This is a genomic window from Nostocoides australiense Ben110 (assembly GCF_001050535.1).
GTDB lineage: Bacteria > Actinomycetota > Actinomycetes > Actinomycetales > Dermatophilaceae > Nostocoides_A > Nostocoides_A australiense.
Window position 1 is genome coordinate 405,105 of the sequence record NZ_HG764815.1, and the last position, 17,091, is coordinate 422,195.

The 17,091-nt window shown below is 69.6% G+C and carries 21 protein-coding genes; 14 read left to right on the forward strand and 7 right to left on the reverse strand.

Annotated features, from left to right (window positions below; genetic code table 11):
• From BN11_RS01870 to BN11_RS01880, 3 genes are all read right to left on the reverse strand, one after another.
• A partial coding sequence (locus tag BN11_RS01870) for a lycopene cyclase family protein (protein ID WP_157044331.1) occupies nt 1–217 on the reverse strand: 217 nt, incomplete at its 3' end.
• 82 nt (nt 218–299) lie between these two features.
• The gene (locus BN11_RS01875; RefSeq protein WP_327152827.1) at nt 300–956 is read right to left on the reverse strand and encodes a response regulator transcription factor; all 657 of its coding nucleotides are present in this window, start codon (nt 954–956) and stop codon (nt 300–302) included.
• A gap of 1 nt (nt 957) precedes the next feature.
• The gene (locus BN11_RS01880) at nt 958–2,865 is read right to left on the reverse strand and encodes a sensor histidine kinase (protein ID WP_048693723.1); all 1,908 of its coding nucleotides are present in this window, start codon (nt 2,863–2,865) and stop codon (nt 958–960) included.
• A gap of 151 nt (nt 2,866–3,016) precedes the next feature.
• Here BN11_RS01880 and BN11_RS01885 point away from each other — a divergent pair, with 151 nt between their 5' ends.
• Complete coding sequence (locus BN11_RS01885; protein ID WP_048693726.1) at nt 3,017–3,364, forward strand: hypothetical protein; 348 nt, start codon at nt 3,017–3,019, stop codon at nt 3,362–3,364.
• Nucleotides 3,365–3,421: 57 nt separating this feature from the next.
• On the opposite strand, the gene BN11_RS01890 is transcribed toward BN11_RS01885, so the two are convergent.
• Nucleotides 3,422–3,625 carry a heme-binding protein gene (locus BN11_RS01890; RefSeq protein WP_083433944.1) on the reverse strand — a complete coding sequence of 68 codons (204 nt, stop codon included), beginning with the start codon at nt 3,623–3,625 and terminating at the stop codon, nt 3,422–3,424.
• Between BN11_RS01890 and BN11_RS22325 the strand changes: the two genes are divergently transcribed.
• From BN11_RS22325 to BN11_RS25550, 3 genes are all read left to right on the forward strand, one after another.
• A complete protein-coding gene (locus BN11_RS22325) occupies nt 3,581–3,829 on the forward strand; it encodes a hypothetical protein (RefSeq protein ID WP_157043925.1) in 249 nt (82 codons plus the stop codon). The genes BN11_RS01890 and BN11_RS22325 overlap by 45 nt on opposite strands.
• Nucleotides 3,830–4,173: 344 nt before the next feature.
• Complete coding sequence (locus tag BN11_RS25755) at nt 4,174–4,626, forward strand: Rossmann-fold NAD(P)-binding domain-containing protein (RefSeq protein ID WP_048693730.1); 453 nt, start codon at nt 4,174–4,176, stop codon at nt 4,624–4,626.
• Entirely contained in the window at nt 4,623–4,745 is a 123-nt protein-coding gene (locus BN11_RS25550; RefSeq protein ID WP_268807067.1) for a hypothetical protein, read from the forward strand. Before BN11_RS25755 ends, BN11_RS25550 begins: the two co-directional genes overlap by 4 nt.
• A gap of 63 nt (nt 4,746–4,808) precedes the next feature.
• On the opposite strand, the gene BN11_RS01900 is transcribed toward BN11_RS25550, so the two are convergent.
• The 3 genes from BN11_RS01900 to BN11_RS01910 form a co-directional block, all read right to left on the reverse strand.
• Nucleotides 4,809–5,108, reverse strand: a complete 300-nt coding sequence (locus BN11_RS01900) for a hypothetical protein (protein WP_048693733.1) — start codon at nt 5,106–5,108, stop codon at nt 4,809–4,811.
• Between the two features lie 135 nt (nt 5,109–5,243).
• Nucleotides 5,244–5,417, reverse strand: coding sequence for a YbdD/YjiX family protein (locus BN11_RS01905; protein ID WP_235435326.1), 174 nt, complete (start codon nt 5,415–5,417; stop codon nt 5,244–5,246).
• Nucleotides 5,418–5,428: 11 nt separating this feature from the next.
• Nucleotides 5,429–7,708: a carbon starvation CstA family protein gene (locus tag BN11_RS01910; protein WP_048693738.1), complete on the reverse strand. Its 2,280-nt coding sequence runs from the start codon at nt 7,706–7,708 to the stop codon at nt 5,429–5,431.
• A gap of 162 nt (nt 7,709–7,870) precedes the next feature.
• Between BN11_RS01910 and BN11_RS01915 the strand changes: the two genes are divergently transcribed.
• The 10 genes from BN11_RS01915 to BN11_RS01960 form a co-directional block, all read left to right on the forward strand.
• Nucleotides 7,871–8,179, forward strand: a complete 309-nt coding sequence (locus BN11_RS01915) for a putative quinol monooxygenase (protein ID WP_201329194.1) — start codon at nt 7,871–7,873, stop codon at nt 8,177–8,179.
• A 36-nt stretch (nt 8,180–8,215) separates the two neighbouring features.
• Nucleotides 8,216–9,604, forward strand: a complete 1,389-nt coding sequence (locus BN11_RS01920; protein WP_048693741.1) for a bifunctional folylpolyglutamate synthase/dihydrofolate synthase — start codon at nt 8,216–8,218, stop codon at nt 9,602–9,604.
• Between the two features lie 17 nt (nt 9,605–9,621).
• Nucleotides 9,622–10,581 carry an aldo/keto reductase gene (locus BN11_RS01925; protein WP_048693743.1) on the forward strand — a complete coding sequence of 320 codons (960 nt, stop codon included), beginning with the start codon at nt 9,622–9,624 and terminating at the stop codon, nt 10,579–10,581.
• Between the two features lie 63 nt (nt 10,582–10,644).
• The gene (locus BN11_RS01930; RefSeq protein ID WP_048693746.1) at nt 10,645–11,037 is read left to right on the forward strand and encodes a DUF4233 domain-containing protein; all 393 of its coding nucleotides are present in this window, start codon (nt 10,645–10,647) and stop codon (nt 11,035–11,037) included.
• 24 nt (nt 11,038–11,061) lie between these two features.
• Nucleotides 11,062–11,481 (forward strand): nucleoside-diphosphate kinase, encoded by a 420-nt coding sequence (ndk, locus tag BN11_RS01935; protein WP_048693750.1) that lies wholly within the window; start codon nt 11,062–11,064, stop codon nt 11,479–11,481.
• Nucleotides 11,482–11,492: 11 nt separating this feature from the next.
• Nucleotides 11,493–11,987, forward strand: coding sequence for a MarR family winged helix-turn-helix transcriptional regulator (locus BN11_RS01940; RefSeq protein WP_048693753.1), 495 nt, complete (start codon nt 11,493–11,495; stop codon nt 11,985–11,987).
• Nucleotides 11,988–12,073: 86 nt separating this feature from the next.
• A complete protein-coding gene (locus tag BN11_RS01945; RefSeq protein WP_048693757.1) occupies nt 12,074–13,324 on the forward strand; it encodes an MFS transporter in 1,251 nt (416 codons plus the stop codon).
• A gap of 53 nt (nt 13,325–13,377) precedes the next feature.
• The gene (gene lpdA / locus BN11_RS01950; protein ID WP_048693761.1) at nt 13,378–14,775 is read left to right on the forward strand and encodes a dihydrolipoyl dehydrogenase; all 1,398 of its coding nucleotides are present in this window, start codon (nt 13,378–13,380) and stop codon (nt 14,773–14,775) included.
• A 110-nt stretch (nt 14,776–14,885) separates the two neighbouring features.
• Entirely contained in the window at nt 14,886–15,605 is a 720-nt protein-coding gene (locus BN11_RS01955) for a PIG-L deacetylase family protein (protein WP_048693764.1), read from the forward strand.
• 201 nt (nt 15,606–15,806) lie between these two features.
• On the forward strand, nt 15,807–17,091 hold a 1,285-nt coding region (locus BN11_RS01960), incomplete at its 3' end, for an amidohydrolase (protein WP_053083968.1).

Consider the following 17,091-nt stretch of genomic DNA (forward strand, 5'->3'; position numbering starts at 1 on the left):
CCCGGGCGCGCGCCGCGACCACCGACGCCGGGAGGTCCACGGGAAGCTCGGCCGCCCAGCACCCGTAGGTGGCCGTGAAGGGCCGGTCGGGCTGCGGGTCGACGAGCGCGGTGCGCAGTCCCCGACCGGCACATTCCCCCGCGACGGCACGGCTGGCGGGACCGCCCCCGATGACGAGTACGTCGAGCCGCGGGGTCGAGGTCGCAGGGTGGGCCATGCGGTGACGGTAGACACCGCGTGCCGGGCCGGGCAAGGCGGCCCCCTCCCAGGCGCAGTCGGGGGCGGCCCGCACATCCGTCTCACGGCCGGGAGTTGGCCTCCAGAAAGGCCAGGACTGCGAGCACACGACGGTTGGTGTCCCCGTCGTCCGGGAGGCCGAACTTGGTGAACACGGCCCGCATGTGGGCCTCGACCGTCCGATCGGACACCCGGAGCTGGTCGGCGATGCGGGCGTTGGACAGCCCTTCGGCCACGAGGGCGAGCACCTCACGCTCGCGCACGCTCAGCCCGACGACCGACGGTGCGGACTGGCCGCTCACGAGCGCCTGGACGACGACGGGGTCCAGGGCCACTCCCCCGTCGGCCACGCGGCGCAGGGCACGGTCGAAGTCGTCGAGGTGCAGGACGCTCTCCTTGAGCAGGTATCCGAATCCCGGCCTCCCGAGCAGGGGCAGGCAGTGCCGCAGCTCCACGTGCTGGGAGAGCAGGAGCATGCCGGTCCCGGGCCACGCCGACCTGAGCTCGACTGCCGCCACGGCGCCGTCGTCGGTGCCACCGGGCGGCATCCGCACGTCGACGACGGCGAGGTCGGGCTCGTGCTCGGCAACGGCAGAACGCAACAGCACCGCATCGCCGACTGCTGCGACGACGTCGTGGCCGGCGTCCTCGAGCAGTCGCACTAACCCCTCTCGGAAGAGGACCGAGTCATCTGCCACCACGATGCGCAGGCCCCGCACGTCAGATCACCGCCCGCACGGTCGTGCCCCGGCCCGCGACGCTCTCGACCGAGAGCTGGCCCCCCACGGATGCCACGCGGTCGCGAAGGGAGGCCGGTCCGTCCACGGGCGCGCCTCCGACACCGTCGTCACGCACCTCCACCGCGATGCGGTCCCCCGATGACCCGACCTCGACGTCGATGCGGCGTGCGCGGGCGTGCTTCAAGGCGTTCGCGACGGCCTCGGAAACGACGAGGTAGGCGGTGACGGTGCGCGTCTCGTCGGCTGGTGGAAGATCACCGACGACCAGGTCGACGGGCACCGGGCTCGCGGCCCGCACGGCCTCCAGTGCCGGCCCGAGTCCGTCGTCCAGGCGCGCCGGTCGCACCCCGTGAGCCAGGCGCCGCAGCTCTCGGACGGTCTCCTCGAGGTCCGCGACGACCGTGTCCACCTCCGCCGCCAGAACGGGGTCCAGATCACGCTGCAGCCGACGCAGCCGCATCCCCGTCGCGACGATCTGCTGCTGGGCGCCGTCGTGGAGGTCCCTCTCGAGACGCACCCGCTCCTCGGCGACGGCTTCGACGAGGCGGGCCCGGCTGGCCTCCGCCTCGGCCACGGCGCCACGGAGCCCGAGGCGCAGCCGGCTGACCTCGATGGGCACCCAGGCGGCGGTCGCGAGGTCGGCGACCCGACGCCGAGCCCGGGCGGTGTCGTGGTCGAGGTGGATTCGGGCGATGGGGACACCACACGAGGCGACCGTCACCCCATCCGGCTCGGGAACCTCGACGCCCTGCGGGTCGACCCAGGCGCCGTCGACCCTCACGAGCGCCAGGGTCAGGCCCGGGTCGCGCTGGGCCGTCCGTAGCACCGCCTGCACCTCTTCGGGCTCTCGGTGGCCTGCCCGCACGTCAGCCGCGAAGCGCTCGACCCCGGCCACGGCGACGTGACGGTCATGGTCCACCACCGCGCCGACGACCGACGAGATCCAGCGGTGCACGGGCAGCAGGAACAAGGCGGTGACGAACGCGGCCGTCACCGTCGTCACCTCGCTGGTGGCACCCACGGCCCGGCTCGTGACGAGCACGACCGCACCGAACAGCGCAGCCGACGCGAACGCGGTGACAAGAGCAGACACGGTGTCACCCAGCAGGCGGTCGACGTCGAACAGGTCGTGTCGCAGGATCGCCACGCCCACGGCTGCCGGCACCAGCACGACGATGGCGACGAGGTGGGGTGTGTACGCGAGCGCCAGCGGCGCCCCGAGGCCTTCCGCGACCCAGCCCGCGACCAGGAGGGCGGCAGCCACGACGCCGGCAAGGGCCAGCCACCTGACCTGCAGACGGCGCCGCTCGTCACCGTGGCGATAGGTCTGCACGACCGACGCGACCCCGAGGCCGACGCACGTGGCCACGAGGGCAAGGCCCAAGATGACCGCGACGACACGAGCCGGCCCTGACGGGGCGCCGACCACCTCGCCCCCGACCTGGCGGCTGCCCCACAGGGCGAACACGGTGGCCCCGGTCGCCGAAAGGAGGAGTACCGGGACTGCCCTCCACGGCCACCCGGGGCGTCGGCCGTCCGGGAAGACGAGCAGGAGGGCGACCAGACCCGCGACGTTGAGCGGCCAGATGCCGACGGAGATCGCCTGCGCGAGAGAAGCCCCCGGTGGCAACGAAGCGCCCTCAGCCGACTGCGCGAGCGCCTCGACGAGCACGACCGTGAGCGGGGCCGCAGCGCACCAGGCCATGGCCGGGCCGACAGCGGACGTCGGCTGCTCCCGCACCACCACGAACCCCACCCCCACCGCCGCGAGGGAGAGAACACCGGCGAGGACGTCGGCCGTCGATCCCGTCGCCACGCCGACGACGACCGTCGCCAGAACGACGACGGCTGCCAAGGCCGTGCACACCCGCACGGTTCGGGCCCGCATCTGGACATGGTGACACGCACCAGTGCAGAGCGGATCAGGGTCAGCACGTACGGCACATCCGGACCGACGCTTCGCGGCTGCGCGGATGCCGTCGCCCACCCGCCGGCGCGATGGTCGTCAGGTCCGCACTTCCATCCCATCGGAGGCCGTCATGATCCTCGTCTACACCGTGCTCCTCGCACTGCCCATCGGTCTGCTCGTCCACCGCCGACCCACGGCTATCCTCACCTACCTCGCCGTCGGCTCCTGGATCTTCACGTTCCAGTCCACGAGCCTGGTGTTGTCCTGGCTGGCCCACGAAGGGCGGTCGGCCTTCGGCCCGTTCCCGTCGGCCTTCCCGGCAGTCCACGACTCGGTCGAGCTCTACGGGTACGCCGCTGTCAACCTCGTCATCGTCGCCGTAGGGGTCGGCCTCGTCGTCCTCGGCGGGCGCCTGCGCACCCGACGTGCGCGCAAGAGCTCGGCGGCTGCACCGGGCGAGGCCGTGGCTGTCGGGTGAGGCCCGGCACCCGGCACCCGGACGGGTGGCGTCCGGCCCGGCGCGCTCGCCACGGACCTACCCGCCGGGACCCTCCTGGGAAGCGCGAGACACGTCCTGGACGACCTCGTTGCGCCGGAGGAACCACGGCTTGAACGGTGGGTCGAACCGGGCGAACCGAGGTGGCCCGACAGGTGTGAACCCGGCCGCGACCACGGCATCCTGTAGCTCATCGAGGTGGTGTTCATAGGCGGAGCGGGTCCACCGTCCGCGGTAGGCCATCGCGGCCGCCAGTCGCTCGGGAACGGCCCGGACGCGAACGTCGACGAGGCCGTCGATGTCTTCCCGGAGCCGAAGATCCGCGCCCAACTCGTTGCGCTGATGGATGTCGGCCTGGGCTATGTGACGCTCGGACAGTCAGCGAACACGCTGTCCGGCGGAGAGTGCCAGCGCGTGAAGCTGGCGGAAAGCACAGTGGCACAGTAGTTTTCGAGGGCCCGCCGGGTGAACTCCTGCGGTGCGAGCGCTCGATCACGGCGGCATACGTCAGACGCGAAGAAGGTTCGGTGAGCGCATGACCATGGTGACGGTCCTCGGCGGCACGGGGGAGACCGGCAGCCGTGTCGCGGCCAAACTGCGAGATCGGGGTGTGGAGGTGCGCGCAGTGTCACGTTCTAACGCGGTGCCGTTCGACTGGAGCCACGAAGCCACCGGGCCCGCAGTGCTCGAGGGCGCGAACGCTATCTATGTGATCGTGGACGAAAGCCCGCACTGGGTCGAGCGGCTGGGGCGGTTCCTGGACCTCAGCAGCGCCCGGGGGGCAGCGAATCGTGTTGTTGTCCGCGCGCGACTGGATCGACGCCGACCGCGTCGACGGGTTGGCGCGCGAAGACCTGGTGCGGCGCACCGGCATGGAGTGGACCATTCTGCGGCCGGCCTGGTTCGCGCAGAACTTCGACGCCCCCGGCTACTTCGCCGACGGCATCCGGCGAGGCCGCATCCTGCACGCGTCCGGGGACGGCCGGTGTCACTTCGTCGACGCGCGCGACATATCCGGCGTCGCCACTGCCGTGCTGACTGAGCCGGGCCACCACGGGCGGGAGTACGCGCTCGGCGGGCCGGACGCCATCACGATGTCCGACGTCGCCCAAGTCATCCGGCGCGCCCTGGAGCGGGCGGTCGCAGCAGTCGAGGTGGAAATGCCCGCCTACGAAAGGCATCTCGCGGGTCTAGCTACGATCTGGAGGCCATCCACGCCATCACCTACCTCGACCGTGCAATGAAGCGGGGTGAGCTCGACGACGTCAGCGACGGGGTCCAGATCACCCTGGGATTGCCGGCCACTTCATTCGCCAGGTATGCGCTCGACCCCGCGACCTGTATGACGTTGCGGGAGCGCTAGCGCACGAGGAGACAACGAGTGGGGGCGCCACATGGAGCGCCACCACTCAGTTGGGTGTGTTTGTCAGTCCAGGTTGGTGCACTGGCCGGTCAGGCCACCGCCAGCGGTGTTGCCGGAACCGGTAGGGGCGATGTCGTTGCCGAAGCACTGGCCCTGGCCGCCGATGGTGTTGTTCTTGGCCACGAAAGCGATCTTAACGTCGTTGTTGCGCAGCGCCATGTTGTGCCCAACGGTGTTGTTGCGCAGCCGGATCGCGGGGCTGTCGTTGCCCGCAACCTGGATGCCGCCGCGGACGGTGTTGTCGAAGACGCCGATGCGGTTGTGGTTGTTGTGCAGCAGGATGTTGTTCTTGACCGTCATCATGCAGATGGCGATCGGACCGTAGTTGTTCTGCAGGTTGATATTGCCGTCGGCGATAGGGTCGACCTTGCAGCCGGCGGTACCGATGATGATCTCGCCCTTGTTCGCTGGTCATGTGGCGTGTCGCGGGGAGAAGGCTCAGCAGCACCGGCTCTTGGGGTTGCGCTCCATCTCGGCATACTTCTCTCGCCAGAAGTCCGACTTCGTCGGCAGTGGACATCCGGGGTGGACGCGCTGCAGGTGAGCGCAGTAGCGGTCGTAGGCGTCCGCTCCGGTGACTCCTGACCAGAACCACCGGAGCGAACGACTCATGTCGAGCAATGTCATCCGTGATGAGCGCCGACCGGTGTCGGATCCAGGCCGGCTTCCTTCCATTCGTCGAGGACATCCTGCTCCGCTTTGGTCGGCAGGAACAGGCGTGGCGCGAAGATCTTGGACGGCACGTCCTCGGCCTCGCTGGTCGGCAGGCCGCCGGAACGTAGCGCTTTCAGCATGACGGCGAGGGCCGCGAGCACCACGATGATCACCAGAACGGCGTAGCTGATCGACAGCCAGCCCTGGATCGTCGTGTTGCGGATGACCTTGTCCATGTCCTCCATCGTCTTGGCGGGGGCGAGGATCTTTCCGCCTTCCTTCGCCGTGACGAACTTGTCGTGGTTGGCGAAGTAGCCGATGGCCGGGACGTCGCTGAAGATCTTCTGATAGCTCGCGGTGAGCGTCACCAGCAGGTCCCAGGCCAGCGGTATGCCGGGGATCCACGCCCATTTCGCCTTGCCCTGCTTGATCAGGATCGTCGTGACGACCGTGAGGGCGATCGCGGCGAGCAACTGGTTCGCGATGCCGAAGAGCGGGAAGAGGGTATAGATGCCGCCCAGCGGGTCACGCACGCCCATCAGCAGGATCGAACCCCAGCCGGCGACGACGATCAGCGAGCAGATCCACGCCCCGATGCGCCACGACGGGTCCTTGAACTTGCCCAGGCCTGGCAGGTTGCCGATGGCGTCGGAGAACATGAAGCGGGCGACCCGGGTGCCGGCGTCGACGGTGGTGAGGATGAACAGCGCCTCGAACATGACGGCGAAGTGGTACCAGAACGCCTTCATCCCGGCTCCACCGAAGGCCGACATGACCTCCGACATGCCGAACGCCAGCGTCGGTGCGCCGCCGGTGCGGCTGATGATCGACTTCTCACCGACATCCGTGGCTGCCTGCGAGAGCAGGGCGGGGTCGATGTTCGCCAGCGCGGCGCCGCCGGGTCCGACGAGCCCGAGCCCGTTGGTGTATGCCGCGGCGGTCTCCGGGGTGCCGCCGGTCAGGCCGGCGGGAGCGTTCATGGCGAAGTAGATGTGCTGGTCGATCGACACGGCCGCGACCATCGCCATGACGGCCACGAAGGATTCGGTCAGCATCGAGCCGTAGCCGATCATTCGGGCTTGGCTCTCCTTCTCGATCAGCTTCGGCGTTGTGCCAGAAGAGATCAGGGCGTGGAAGCCGGAGAGCGCACCGCAGGCGATCGTGATGAACAAGAAGGGGAACAACGAGCCGGCGAAGGCCGGCCCGGTGCCGGTGCTCGCGAACTCGGTTACGGCCGGCATCTTCACGACGGGCCGAGCGATGAGAATGCCCAGCGCCAGCAACGCGATCGTGCCGACCTTCATGAAGGTGGAGAGGTAGTCACGCGGGGCGAGCAACAGCCATACCGGCAGCACCGCGGCGCAGAAGCCGTAGGCGATGAGCAGCCACGCCAGGGTTTCCTTGCTGAGGGTGAACGTCTGCGAGAGCGTGTCGTGCTCGTGCACCCACCCACCGGCGAGGATGGCGAGGATGAGCAGAGCGACGCCGATGAGCGAGACCTCGTTGACCGCGCCCGGGCGGATGTAGCGCAGGTAGACGCCCATGAACAGGGCGATCGGGATGGTCAGGCCGACGGAGAAGACGCCCCAGGGGGATTCGGCCAGGGCGCCGATGACGACGATGCCGAGCACCGCGATGAGGATGATCATGATCGTCAGCACGCCGAGGATGGCCGCCCAGCCGCCGACCGGACCGAGCTCGTCCCGGGCCATCTGGCCCAGCGAGCGGCCGCGGCGACGGATCGACATGTGCATGACCATGTAGTCCTGCACGGCACCGGCGAAGACGACGCCGATGATGATCCACATCGTGCCGGGCAGATAGCCCATCTGGGCCGCGAGCACCGGGCCGACGAGGGGGCCGGCACCGGCGACGGCCGCGAAGTGGTGACCGAAGAGGATGCGCCGGTCGGTCGGCATGAAGTCCTTGCCGTTCTCGAACTCCTCGGCCGGCGTCATCCGGGTGTCCCGCGGCTGCAGCACCTTGTATTCGATGAGGCGGGCGTAGAAGCGGAAGGCGATGATGTAGGTGCAGATCGCCGCCACGACGAACCACACGGCATTGACGTTCTCTCCACGGACCAGAGCGATCATCGCCCAGCCGATCGCGCCGAGCAGGCCAATGAGGCCGAAGATCAGCTTGCCCTTGGGGGTGATGGTGTGCGGCTCCTCGACCGCGATCGGCGGCAGGTTCGGGTCATTGCGATAGACCCGCACTCCGTCGCCGCGTTCCTCCACCTGCGTACTCATGGCGGACCTCCCTGTCCCTACGTGCGCCAATGGCCGGAACCTACTCTCGGCCCGGCCTCCTCGTCATGCACCTTCAGGCACACCTGTCACACCCGTTTCTACTTTGTGACCTATCCGTCAAGCTGGCGGGCCGGATGCCGCGGGGACCAATAGCGTGGCGACGTGGACGAGAACACGGGACCGGTTGCCCTGATCGCGGAATTCACCACCACCCAGGAGCACCTCGACACGGTGCGGGGGCTGATCGCGGCCTACGGCGAGGTGGTGCGGGCCGAGCCCGGCAATCGTGCCTTCGACGTCTACACCCACGTCGCGGAGCCGACGAAGTTCTGGGTGCACGAGATCTATGCCGATCGGGCCGCCTTCGAGGCCCACATCGGCGACCCGGCCGGCACGGAGTTCAACGGCAAGCTCGTGCCGCTGATCATCGAGCCCGCGTCGGTACTGACCTTCCTCACACCGATCGCCTGACCGGCGACCTGCCCGCGGGCTGAGAGAATCGGCCCCGTGACTCCGGCACCCGACGCCCAGGCCCGCGAGGCTGCATACCAACTCGACCTGACCAGGCGCATGCGCGAGGCCGAGCAGGCCATCTTGACGCGCGCGCCCGAACACGACCTCGAGCCGGACCTGACCCGCATCGGCGCGGTCATGGAGCTGCTCGGCGATCCCCAGCACAGCTTCCCGGTCATCCACATCACCGGCACCAACGGCAAGACCTCGACGGCGCGGATCATCACGCAGCTGCTGACCACCAGCGGCCTGACGGTCGGACGGTTCACCTCGCCGCACCTGCATACCCTCCGCGAGCGCATCACCATCGGCGGTGAGCCGATCTCCGTCGAGGCCTTCCTCGCGACGTACGACGAAGTGCTGCCGCTGATCGAGATCGTGGACGCGCGCAGCCAGGCGGACGGCGGTCCGCGGATGACGTACTTCGAAGTGCTGGTTGCGATCGGGTATGCCGCATTCGCCGATGCCCCCGTCGATGTCGCCGTCGTCGAGGTCGGCATGGGGGGTGGCTGGGACGCGACGAATGTCGCCGACGGGCAGGTCGCTGTCGTCACCCCGATCGCGATGGACCACGCGCACTTCCTCGGCAACTCCCTCGAGGCGATCGCGGGGGAGAAAGCCGGGATCATCAAGCCGGACGCACTCGCGGTCATCGGGTTCCAAGAGCCCGAGGTCGTGCCCAACCTCGCCGAGCGGGCCGAGGAGGTCGGCGCGCGAATGGCGTTCGAGGGCAACGACTTCGGCGTCCTGTCTCGCGACGTCGCCGTCGGCGGTCAGCAGGTGAGCCTGCGCGGCCTCGCAGGTGACTACAACGACCTCTTCCTCAATCTGCATGGGGCCCACCAGGCCCACAACGCCGCTATTTCACTCGCGGCGGTCGAGGCCTTCCTCGGCGGCGGCCAGCAACCGCTCAACACCGACGTCGTCCGCGAAGCTTTCGCCGCGGTGACCTCCCCGGGCCGGCTGGAGATCGTGCGCCGCAGCCCCACGGTCATCGTCGACGCCGCGCACAACGCGGCCGGCGCGAAGGTGCTCGCCACCGCGCTCGCCGAAGAGTTCAACTTCACCAAGCGCGTCGGGGTGCTGGCCATCCTCGCTGACAAGGACGCCGAGCACATGCTCGAAGCCCTCGAACCGGTGCTCGACGAGGTCGTCGTCACCCGCTCGACGTCGCCGCGGGCCATGGCGCCGGAGAAACTCGCGGAGTTGGCACGGGAAATCTATGGTGACCACCGCGTCGTCGTGGTCAACGATCTGCCCGCCGCACTCGACCAGGCCGCCGAACTCGCCGACGAAGGCGGTGTCGGCGGCGGCGTCATCGCCACCGGGTCGGTGACCACTGCCGCGGACGTCCGCCTGCTTTTGGGTGCGAAAGACGCATAACTGCATAGGGTCGTCGCATGGAGGAACGCCAACTCGGTAATGGCGGCCCGTCGGTCAGCGTGATCGGCCTGGGCTGCAACAACTTCGGCCGCGTGGGCCGCGCGACGCAATCCCTCGAGGGCACCAAGGCGGTGCTCGACGCCGCCCTCGACGCCGGCATCACGCTCTTGGACACCGCCGACATGTACGGCTCGCCCGCCACCGGCAGCGAGACCCTGATGGGGGAGGCACTGGCCGGGCGCCGCGACCAGATCGTCCTGGCGACGAAGTTCGGGCACGCGGGCGTCACCCTGCCCGGCACGCAGGAGTGGGGCCCCAAGGGTGGGCGGACTTACATCCGCAACGCCTGCGAGGCGTCCTTGACCCGGCTGCGCACCGACCACATCGACCTGTACCAGCAGCACACACCCGACCCGAGCGTCCCGATCGAGGAGACCCTCGGGGCGTTGACCGAGCTGGTGCAGGAGGGCAAGGTTCGTTACATCGGGCACAGCAACTTCTCGGCCGCCGAGGCGGTGGCCGCGGAGGCAGCGAGCGCCGGCGCGGGCGGAGCACGCTTCGTCTCGGCGCAGAACGAGTTCAACCTGTTGGCGCGCACCGCCGAACGCGACCTGCTGCCCACCCTGCGCCGCCTCGGAGTGGGCCTGCTCCCATACTTTCCGCTGGCCAACGGTCTGCTCACCGGCAAGTACTCGCGTGATCACCGGCCCGAGGGGACTCGCATCGTCGACGACAAGCCGCAACTGCTGGAGTCGGTGGACTGGGACCGCCTCGCCGCCTACGAACGGATCTGCCAGGAGGCCGGCGCGCCGATGAGTCAGGTGACCTTCGCCTGGCTGCTGTCGCGGCCCGGTCTGGTGAGCGTCATCGCCGGCGCCACGTCGCCCGGGCAGGTGGCGGAGAACGCCGCCGCGGCGAGCGTGCGCCTCCCGGCCGACCTGATCGCCGCGATCGACCAGCTGTTCCCTATCGCCTGATCGGGCCACCACACACCACGGGTGGGGACACGTCGCGGGGTTTTGCGGCATACCCTGTCGCCCATGTCCTGGCTTCGCGCGCCCCTCGGCAAGTTCACCTGGCGGATGCTCGCGACGGTGCTCTTCGGCCAGGGCCTGAGCGTGCTGCTCGGGGCGACGCTGGCGCGCTCCGTCGCCGCGACGACGGGGGAGGGAGACCCCGGTGGCCAGCTGTGGGCGGGCCTCGCGCTCGGCCTCCTCTGCTTCGCTGCCGCGGGTGGTATGCGGCGCGGCTGGGGCCTCCCGCTCGGCTGGGTCGCGCAGGCGCTCACCCTCGCCAGCGCGCTGATCGTGCCGCTGATGCTGTGGGTGGGCCTGATGTTCCTGGCGCTGTGGATCTACTGCCTGCGCAAGGGGCCGCAGATCGACGCGGCCGTCGCCGCGCGGGATGCCGAGGCGGCCACTCCGTCCGCTTGACCGCGCGGGTCTAGTCTGAGGGGCGTGACCGAACGCTCTCTCGTCCTCGTCAAGCCCGACGGTTTCAAGCGGGGTCTCACCGGTGAGGTGCTGGCCCGCATCGAGCGCAAGGGCTATCGCCTGGTCGCCCTGCAGATTCTCACCCCGACGCGGGAGGCTCTGGCCGAGCACTACGCCGAGCATGTCGGCAAGCCCTTCTACGAGCCGCTGGTGGAATTCATGTCCTCGGGTCCCGTGACGGCGGTCGTGATCGAGGGGGAGCAGTGCATCGCCGGCTTCCGCAGCCTGGCGGGGGCGACCGACCCGACCAAGGCGGCGCCCGGCACCATCCGTGGCGACTTCGGGCGCGACTGGGGCACACCGGCGCAGGAGAACATCGTGCATGGCTCGGACGGTCCCGAGTCGGCCACGCGCGAGATCGGGATCTGGTTCCCGGCTCTCTAGGGCAGGCGGTCATGAGCGGGGCCCGCGCCGAGTATCAGGCGGCCGTCGATGCCTATGTGGCCGCCGGGGGCGACGCGTCGGTGCAACGCGCTATCACCGCGATCAGCCAGGTCACCAAGAAGCTCGACCAATGGTATGACCGCCAACTCGCCGATCTCGGGATCTCGCACGGTGACTGGTCCGTGCTCTCGCAATTGGCCAAGGCCGACGGCGGGCCCCTGACGCCGTCCCTGTTGGCCGACGCGGCCAATCTCGCCCCGTCGTCGATGACCAGCCGTCTGGACCGGATGTGCGCACGCGGCCTGGTGGTGCGGGAGCCGGACCAGGTCAAGCGCACCCGGGTCCTCGTCACGCTCACCGAGGCGGGATGGGAGCTGTTCGCCCAGGCGGTCCGGGAGGCCAATGTCGTCGAATCCGACGTCCTTGCCGACCTGCGCCCCGAGCAGCGGACAACGCTGGCTGACCTGCTGGAAGTCGTGCTGGAGGGCCTGGACAAGCACACCTGAGCCGGAACGGGTTTGGCCACTGCAAGGTTCGATAGCTAAGATTTCGAGTCCGAAATATTTAGTATCGAACGATAGTTGATCCAGATATGCGTGCCCGCCTGCTCATCCTCTCCTCCGCCGTAGCCATGCTCGGCTGGGGAGCTGTGCTGCCCTACCAATACGCGTATGCCGCCTCGGCGCGCGGGTGGGGTGGGCTGGTGGCGGCCGCGGCCTCGACCCTCTTCTCCGTCGGTGCCCTCGTCGCCGCGCCCGTCGGCGGTCGGTTGGCCGACCGGGTCGACCCTGTCGCGGTTGCGGTCCTCGCCAAGCTCGCAGCGGCCGTGGCGATGGCCGCCCTCGTCGCCGCCGATGCACCCGCGACCTTCCTGTTCGGGATGTTCGCCTTCGGTCTCGGTGTCACGGCGGCCATGCCGGCGCAATCGGTCCTCGCGTTGCGCTGGACCGGCGACGCCGACCGCCGCAGGGTCTTCGCGTGGGTCTTCACCGCCGGTTCGCTGGGCATGGCGATCGGCGCTTTCGTCGCCGGCTACCTCGTCGACCTCGACCGCCCTGACGGTATGACGGGTGCTTTCCTGACTGCGGCAGCCGGATTCGCGCTATCGGGGCTGCTGATCGCCGTGGCGGGTCACCGGGCGCCGGCGCCCACGGCATACGACCTGGGGGACGACCCGGCCCGCCCCCTCGGCGGCCTCCACGCCCTGCGGGCCATCTGGGCCGTGCCCGCCCTGCGCTGGACCGCAGTGGTGACCGTGACCCTCGCGCTCGGCTTCTATGCGCAGTTCGAGAGCGGCCTGCCGGCCTACGCCCTGACCAGCCTCGACGTGGCCGAGCGCACCGTCGGCCTCGCGGCCGCCGTCAACTGCGTCGTCATCATCGCCCTGCAAATGGTCGTCGTCCGGCTCACCGCCGGCCACAGCGGTGCCGGCCTGCTGATGATCGTCGGGGGCATCTGGACCCTGAGCTGGGTGCTGCTGTCCGCCGCGCTCTTCACTCCGGCGGTGGCCGGCGCCGTCTTCGTGACCAGCTTCGCCGTCTTCGCCGTGGGGGAGACGATGTATGCCCCCATCCTCAACCCGCTCACCGCCTCCCTGGCACCGGAAGGAATGGTCGGCACGACGCTCGGCGTCTTCACGGCCGTCCAAACGGGTGCCTCCGCGCTGGGGCCGCTGGTCGCCGGTGTGCTGCTGGGGGCGGGTATGACGGGTGGGTTCCTCGGTCTGCACCTGCTGATCTCGCTCGGGGCGATCGTGGCCGCGGCGCGCTTGCGTGCCGTCATCCGGCGCCCCGCCGAGACGGGCGCCGTGCCGGAGCCGGAAGTGCTCACGCTCGCGGCCTGACGGGCCTGGACGCCGGACCACGGCCGGCTCCGATCCGCACTAGGGTTGGACCCATGTCTGACTTCGATGTTGTCGTCCTCGGTGCCGGTCCTGGTGGATATGTCGCGGCGATTCGCGCCTCACAGCTGGGCCTGAAGGCCGCCGTCGTCGAGAAGAAGTACTGGGGCGGTGTCTGCCTCAACGTCGGGTGCATCCCGAGCAAGGCGCTGATCAAGAACGCCGAACTCGCGCACACCCTCACCCACGACAAGGCGAAATACGGCATCGAAGGGGAGGTGACGATGTCCTTCGGCCCGACCCACGCCCGCTCGCGACAGGTCTCGGCCGGCATCGTCAAGGGCGTCCACTTCCTGATGAAGAAGAACAAGATCGAGGAGATCGACGGGTGGGGCACCCTCACCTCGCCGACGTCCATGTCGGTCGCGCTCAACTCCGGCGAGACCCGCGAGATCACCTTCGACAACCTGATCATCGCCGCCGGCGCCGTCACCCGGATGCTGCCCGGGGTCCAGGTCTCGCAGAACGTCGTCACCTATGAGGAGCAGATCCTCTCCGACCAGCTGCCCGGCTCGATCATCATCGCCGGCTCCGGTGCCATCGGGGTCGAGTTCGCCTATGTCATGAAGAACTTCGGCGTCGACGTGACGATCGTCGAGTTCCTCGACCGCATGGTGCCGACCGAGGATGCCGACATCTCCAAGGAGCTGCTCAAGCACTACAAGAAGCTCGGCGTCAAGGTCCTGCTGGGCACCAAGGTCGAATCGGTCGAGGACACCGGATCCGGTGTGCGCGTGACGGTTTCGCCCGCGGCCGGGGGGGAGCAGCAGATCCTCGAGGCCGACAAGCTCCTCTCGGCCATCGGCTTCGCCCCCCGCACCGAAGGCTACGGCCTCGAAGCCATCGGCGTCCAGCTCACCGACCGCGGCGCCATCGAGATCGACGACGTCATGCGCACCAACGTCCCGGGCGTCTACGCCATCGGCGACTGCACCGCCAAGCTTATGCTGGCCCACGTCGCCGAGGCCCAGGGTGTCGTCGCCGCCGAGACCATCGCCGGCGCCGAGACGATGCCGGTCGACTACTCGATGATCCCGCGAGCGACCTACTGCCACCCGCAGATCGGCTCCTTCGGCCTCTCCGAGCAGCAGGCCAAGGACGCCGGCCACGAGGTCAAGACCGCCGCATTCCCCTTCTCCGCCAACGGCAAAGCCATGGGTCTGGGCGACGCGGTCGGCTTCGTCAAGGTTGTCGCCGACGCCAAGCACAACGAGATCCTCGGCGCCCACATGATCGGCCCCGACGTCACCGAACTCCTCCCGGTGCTGACGCTGGCCCAGAAGTGGGACCTGACCGCCGACGAGGTCGCCCGCAACGTCTTCGCCCACCCCACCCTCTCCGAGGCCGTCAAGGAGGCCGTCGAGGGCATCGCCGGACACATGATCAATTTGTGATCTGACGGCCCCTGGCAGCGCTTGCCCTGGCGCGCGGCCACCCGGTCAGCACCGAGCAACACGTGGCGCCCCCTGCAGGTCGGCAGCTGCGTCTTGGCTAGGGTGACGGCATGCCGATGCCCAAGCCGGACAGCGAGATCGAGCGCATCCTCATCGTCGCCGCGCACCCCGATGACGCCGACTTCGGCCTTGCCGGGACCGCGGCGCAGTGGACCGACGCGGGCATCGAGGTCACCCTGCTCTGTCTCACGCACGGCGAGCAGGGCGCCCGTCCGGACGCCGACATCGCGGCGATTCCCGCGCTGCGCGAGCAGGAGCAGCGCGCGGCCAGCGCCGAGGTCGGCATCACGGACGTGCGCTTCCTCGACGGCTATCGCGACGGCTGGCTCGAGCCCACTTTCGATCTGCAACGCGACATCGTGGCGGTGATCCGGGATGTGCGGCCGGGGCGGCTGGTGTGTCAGTCCCCGGAGCGCAACTATGCGCGGCTGCAGGCCTCGCACCCGGATCATCTCGCCGCCGGCGACGCGGCCGTCCGGGCGGCCTACCCGGCCTCGGAGAATCCGTTCGCCTGGCCCGAGATCGGCGTGCCGTTCCACCATGTCGGCGAGATCTGGTTGATGGCGCATCCGACCCCGGATCACGCGGTCGATATCACCGAGACCTTCCACCGCAAGGTGGCGGCCCTGCACGCCCATGCCTCCCAGACCGCCCACCGCGGGGAGGAGTTGGAAGGCTTCTTGCGGCAGATGTCGAGCCGGATGGCCGCGAACTTCGGTCTGCCGGAAGGGCGTTTGGCCGAGGCATTCGCCATCGTCCCGCTCAACTAACCGAGTGCGGCGAGCACGGCCCGGATGGCCGGGGAGGCCGCGGCGCATCGCCCGGGAGACGCATCCCCTCGCGCTGTCCATGACCGCGGACGGTCAGGGGGCCGTGCGCGCCAAGGCCGCCCTCGCCGGTGCCGAGGTCATCGCCTCACCACAGGTGCGGCTCCCCCTGGTCCTGGACGACTGACAGGCAAGAATGGGGGAGTGCCAGCCACACAGCGCCCCCTCACCGTGATCCGCCGGGCCCGCCTCGTCGAGATCGGCGGCGTTGCGGGGCCGCCGGAACCGGTCGACGTGATGCTCAGCGACGGACACGTCACCGAGATCGCCCCCCGGGTGTCGCGACCCGAGGGTGCCGAGGAGCTCGACGCCGACGGCCGGTGGCTGATGCCGGGGCTCTGGGACGCACACACCCACCCAGTGATGTGGGGCCTCGCGCGACGGCGGATCGACCTGGCCGGCACCGCCGGTCCGCAGGAGGTATGCCGCCGGGTCGCCGATCACCTGGCCGGTCACCCGGGTGCCGGGCTGGTGGTGGGCTACGGCTACCGGTCCGCCGCGTGGGCCGAGCAGCCGCGGGTGGCCGAACTCGATGCAGTCAGCGGCGGTCGCCCGGTGGCCCTCGCCTCCGGCGACGGCCACAACGGCTGGCTCAACACCGCCGCCCTGCAGTTGATCGGCGAGACCGCACGGGAGGGTGCGTTCGCGGAGGAGGAGTGGTTCGCGGCATACCGGCGCATCGAGGCGATCACGGCGGAGACGGAGGATCCCGAGGAGGGGCTTCGGGTCGCCCTCGACGAGGCGGCGGCCAAGGGCGTCGTCGGGATCGTCGACTTCGAGTTCGGCTCCGCCTGGCGCGCATGGCCCGAACGCATCAGCAGCGGCAACCCGCCACTGCGGGTGCGGGCCGCGACCTACGCCGACGGCCTCGAGGGCGTCGCCGCGGCCGGACTGCGCACAGGCGATCGCCTTGTCCCGGAATGCGATCTGGTGACAATGGGCCCGCTCAAGGTCATCTCGGACGGCAGCCTCGGCACCCTGACTGCGTGGTGTCATCAGCCCTACGGCCCGGCCCACCGTCATGGATCGGCGAACCTCGATCTCGCCGGTCTGACGGCACTGATGACGCGTGCCAGGGAGATCGGCCTCGAGGCGGCGATCCATGCCATCGGTGACGCCGCCTTTGCCCAGACCCTTGACGCCTTCGAGGGCGCCGGCCAGCGCGGCCGGGTCGAACACGCCCAACTCGTCGAAATCGGCGAGCTGCCCCACATGGCGGCGCTCGGGTTGACCGCGAGCGTGCAACCGTGGCATCTGATCGACGACCGAGACGCCACCGACCAACTGTGGGGTGACCGCAGCGAGCGGGTGTTCGCCTTCCGCGCGCTGGCCGACGCCGGCATACCGCTCGTCCTCGGCTCCGACGCGCCCGTCGCGCCGCTCGACCCGTGGGCGGCCATGGCCGCGGCGGTCCACCGCAGCGGCGACG

What these genes read in the sequence shown, in the direction of transcription:
- BN11_RS01880 (WP_048693723.1), bottom strand. Translation starts at nt 2,865, where the DNA reads ATGCGGGCCCGAACCGTGCGGGTGTGCACGGCCTTGGCAGCCGTCGTC.
- BN11_RS01885 (WP_048693726.1), top strand. Translation starts at nt 3,017, where the DNA reads ATGATCCTCGTCTACACCGTGCTCCTCGCACTGCCCATCGGTCTGCTC.
- BN11_RS01890 (WP_083433944.1), bottom strand. Translation starts at nt 3,625, where the DNA reads ATGGCCTACCGCGGACGGTGGACCCGCTCCGCCTATGAACACCACCTC.
- BN11_RS25550 (WP_268807067.1), top strand. Translation starts at nt 4,623, where the DNA reads ATGAAGCGGGGTGAGCTCGACGACGTCAGCGACGGGGTCCAGATCACC.
- BN11_RS01900 (WP_048693733.1), bottom strand. Translation starts at nt 5,108, where the DNA reads ATGATGACGGTCAAGAACAACATCCTGCTGCACAACAACCACAACCGC.
- BN11_RS01905 (WP_235435326.1), bottom strand. Translation starts at nt 5,417, where the DNA reads ATGAGTCGTTCGCTCCGGTGGTTCTGGTCAGGAGTCACCGGAGCGGAC.
- BN11_RS01910 (WP_048693738.1), bottom strand. Translation starts at nt 7,708, where the DNA reads ATGAGTACGCAGGTGGAGGAACGCGGCGACGGAGTGCGGGTCTATCGC.
- BN11_RS01925 (WP_048693743.1), top strand. Translation starts at nt 9,622, where the DNA reads ATGGAGGAACGCCAACTCGGTAATGGCGGCCCGTCGGTCAGCGTGATC.
- BN11_RS01930 (WP_048693746.1), top strand. Translation starts at nt 10,645, where the DNA reads ATGTCCTGGCTTCGCGCGCCCCTCGGCAAGTTCACCTGGCGGATGCTC.
- BN11_RS01940 (WP_048693753.1), top strand. Translation starts at nt 11,493, where the DNA reads ATGAGCGGGGCCCGCGCCGAGTATCAGGCGGCCGTCGATGCCTATGTG.
- BN11_RS01945 (WP_048693757.1), top strand. Translation starts at nt 12,074, where the DNA reads ATGCGTGCCCGCCTGCTCATCCTCTCCTCCGCCGTAGCCATGCTCGGC.
- lpdA (WP_048693761.1), top strand. Translation starts at nt 13,378, where the DNA reads ATGTCTGACTTCGATGTTGTCGTCCTCGGTGCCGGTCCTGGTGGATAT.
- BN11_RS01955 (WP_048693764.1), top strand. Translation starts at nt 14,886, where the DNA reads ATGCCGATGCCCAAGCCGGACAGCGAGATCGAGCGCATCCTCATCGTC.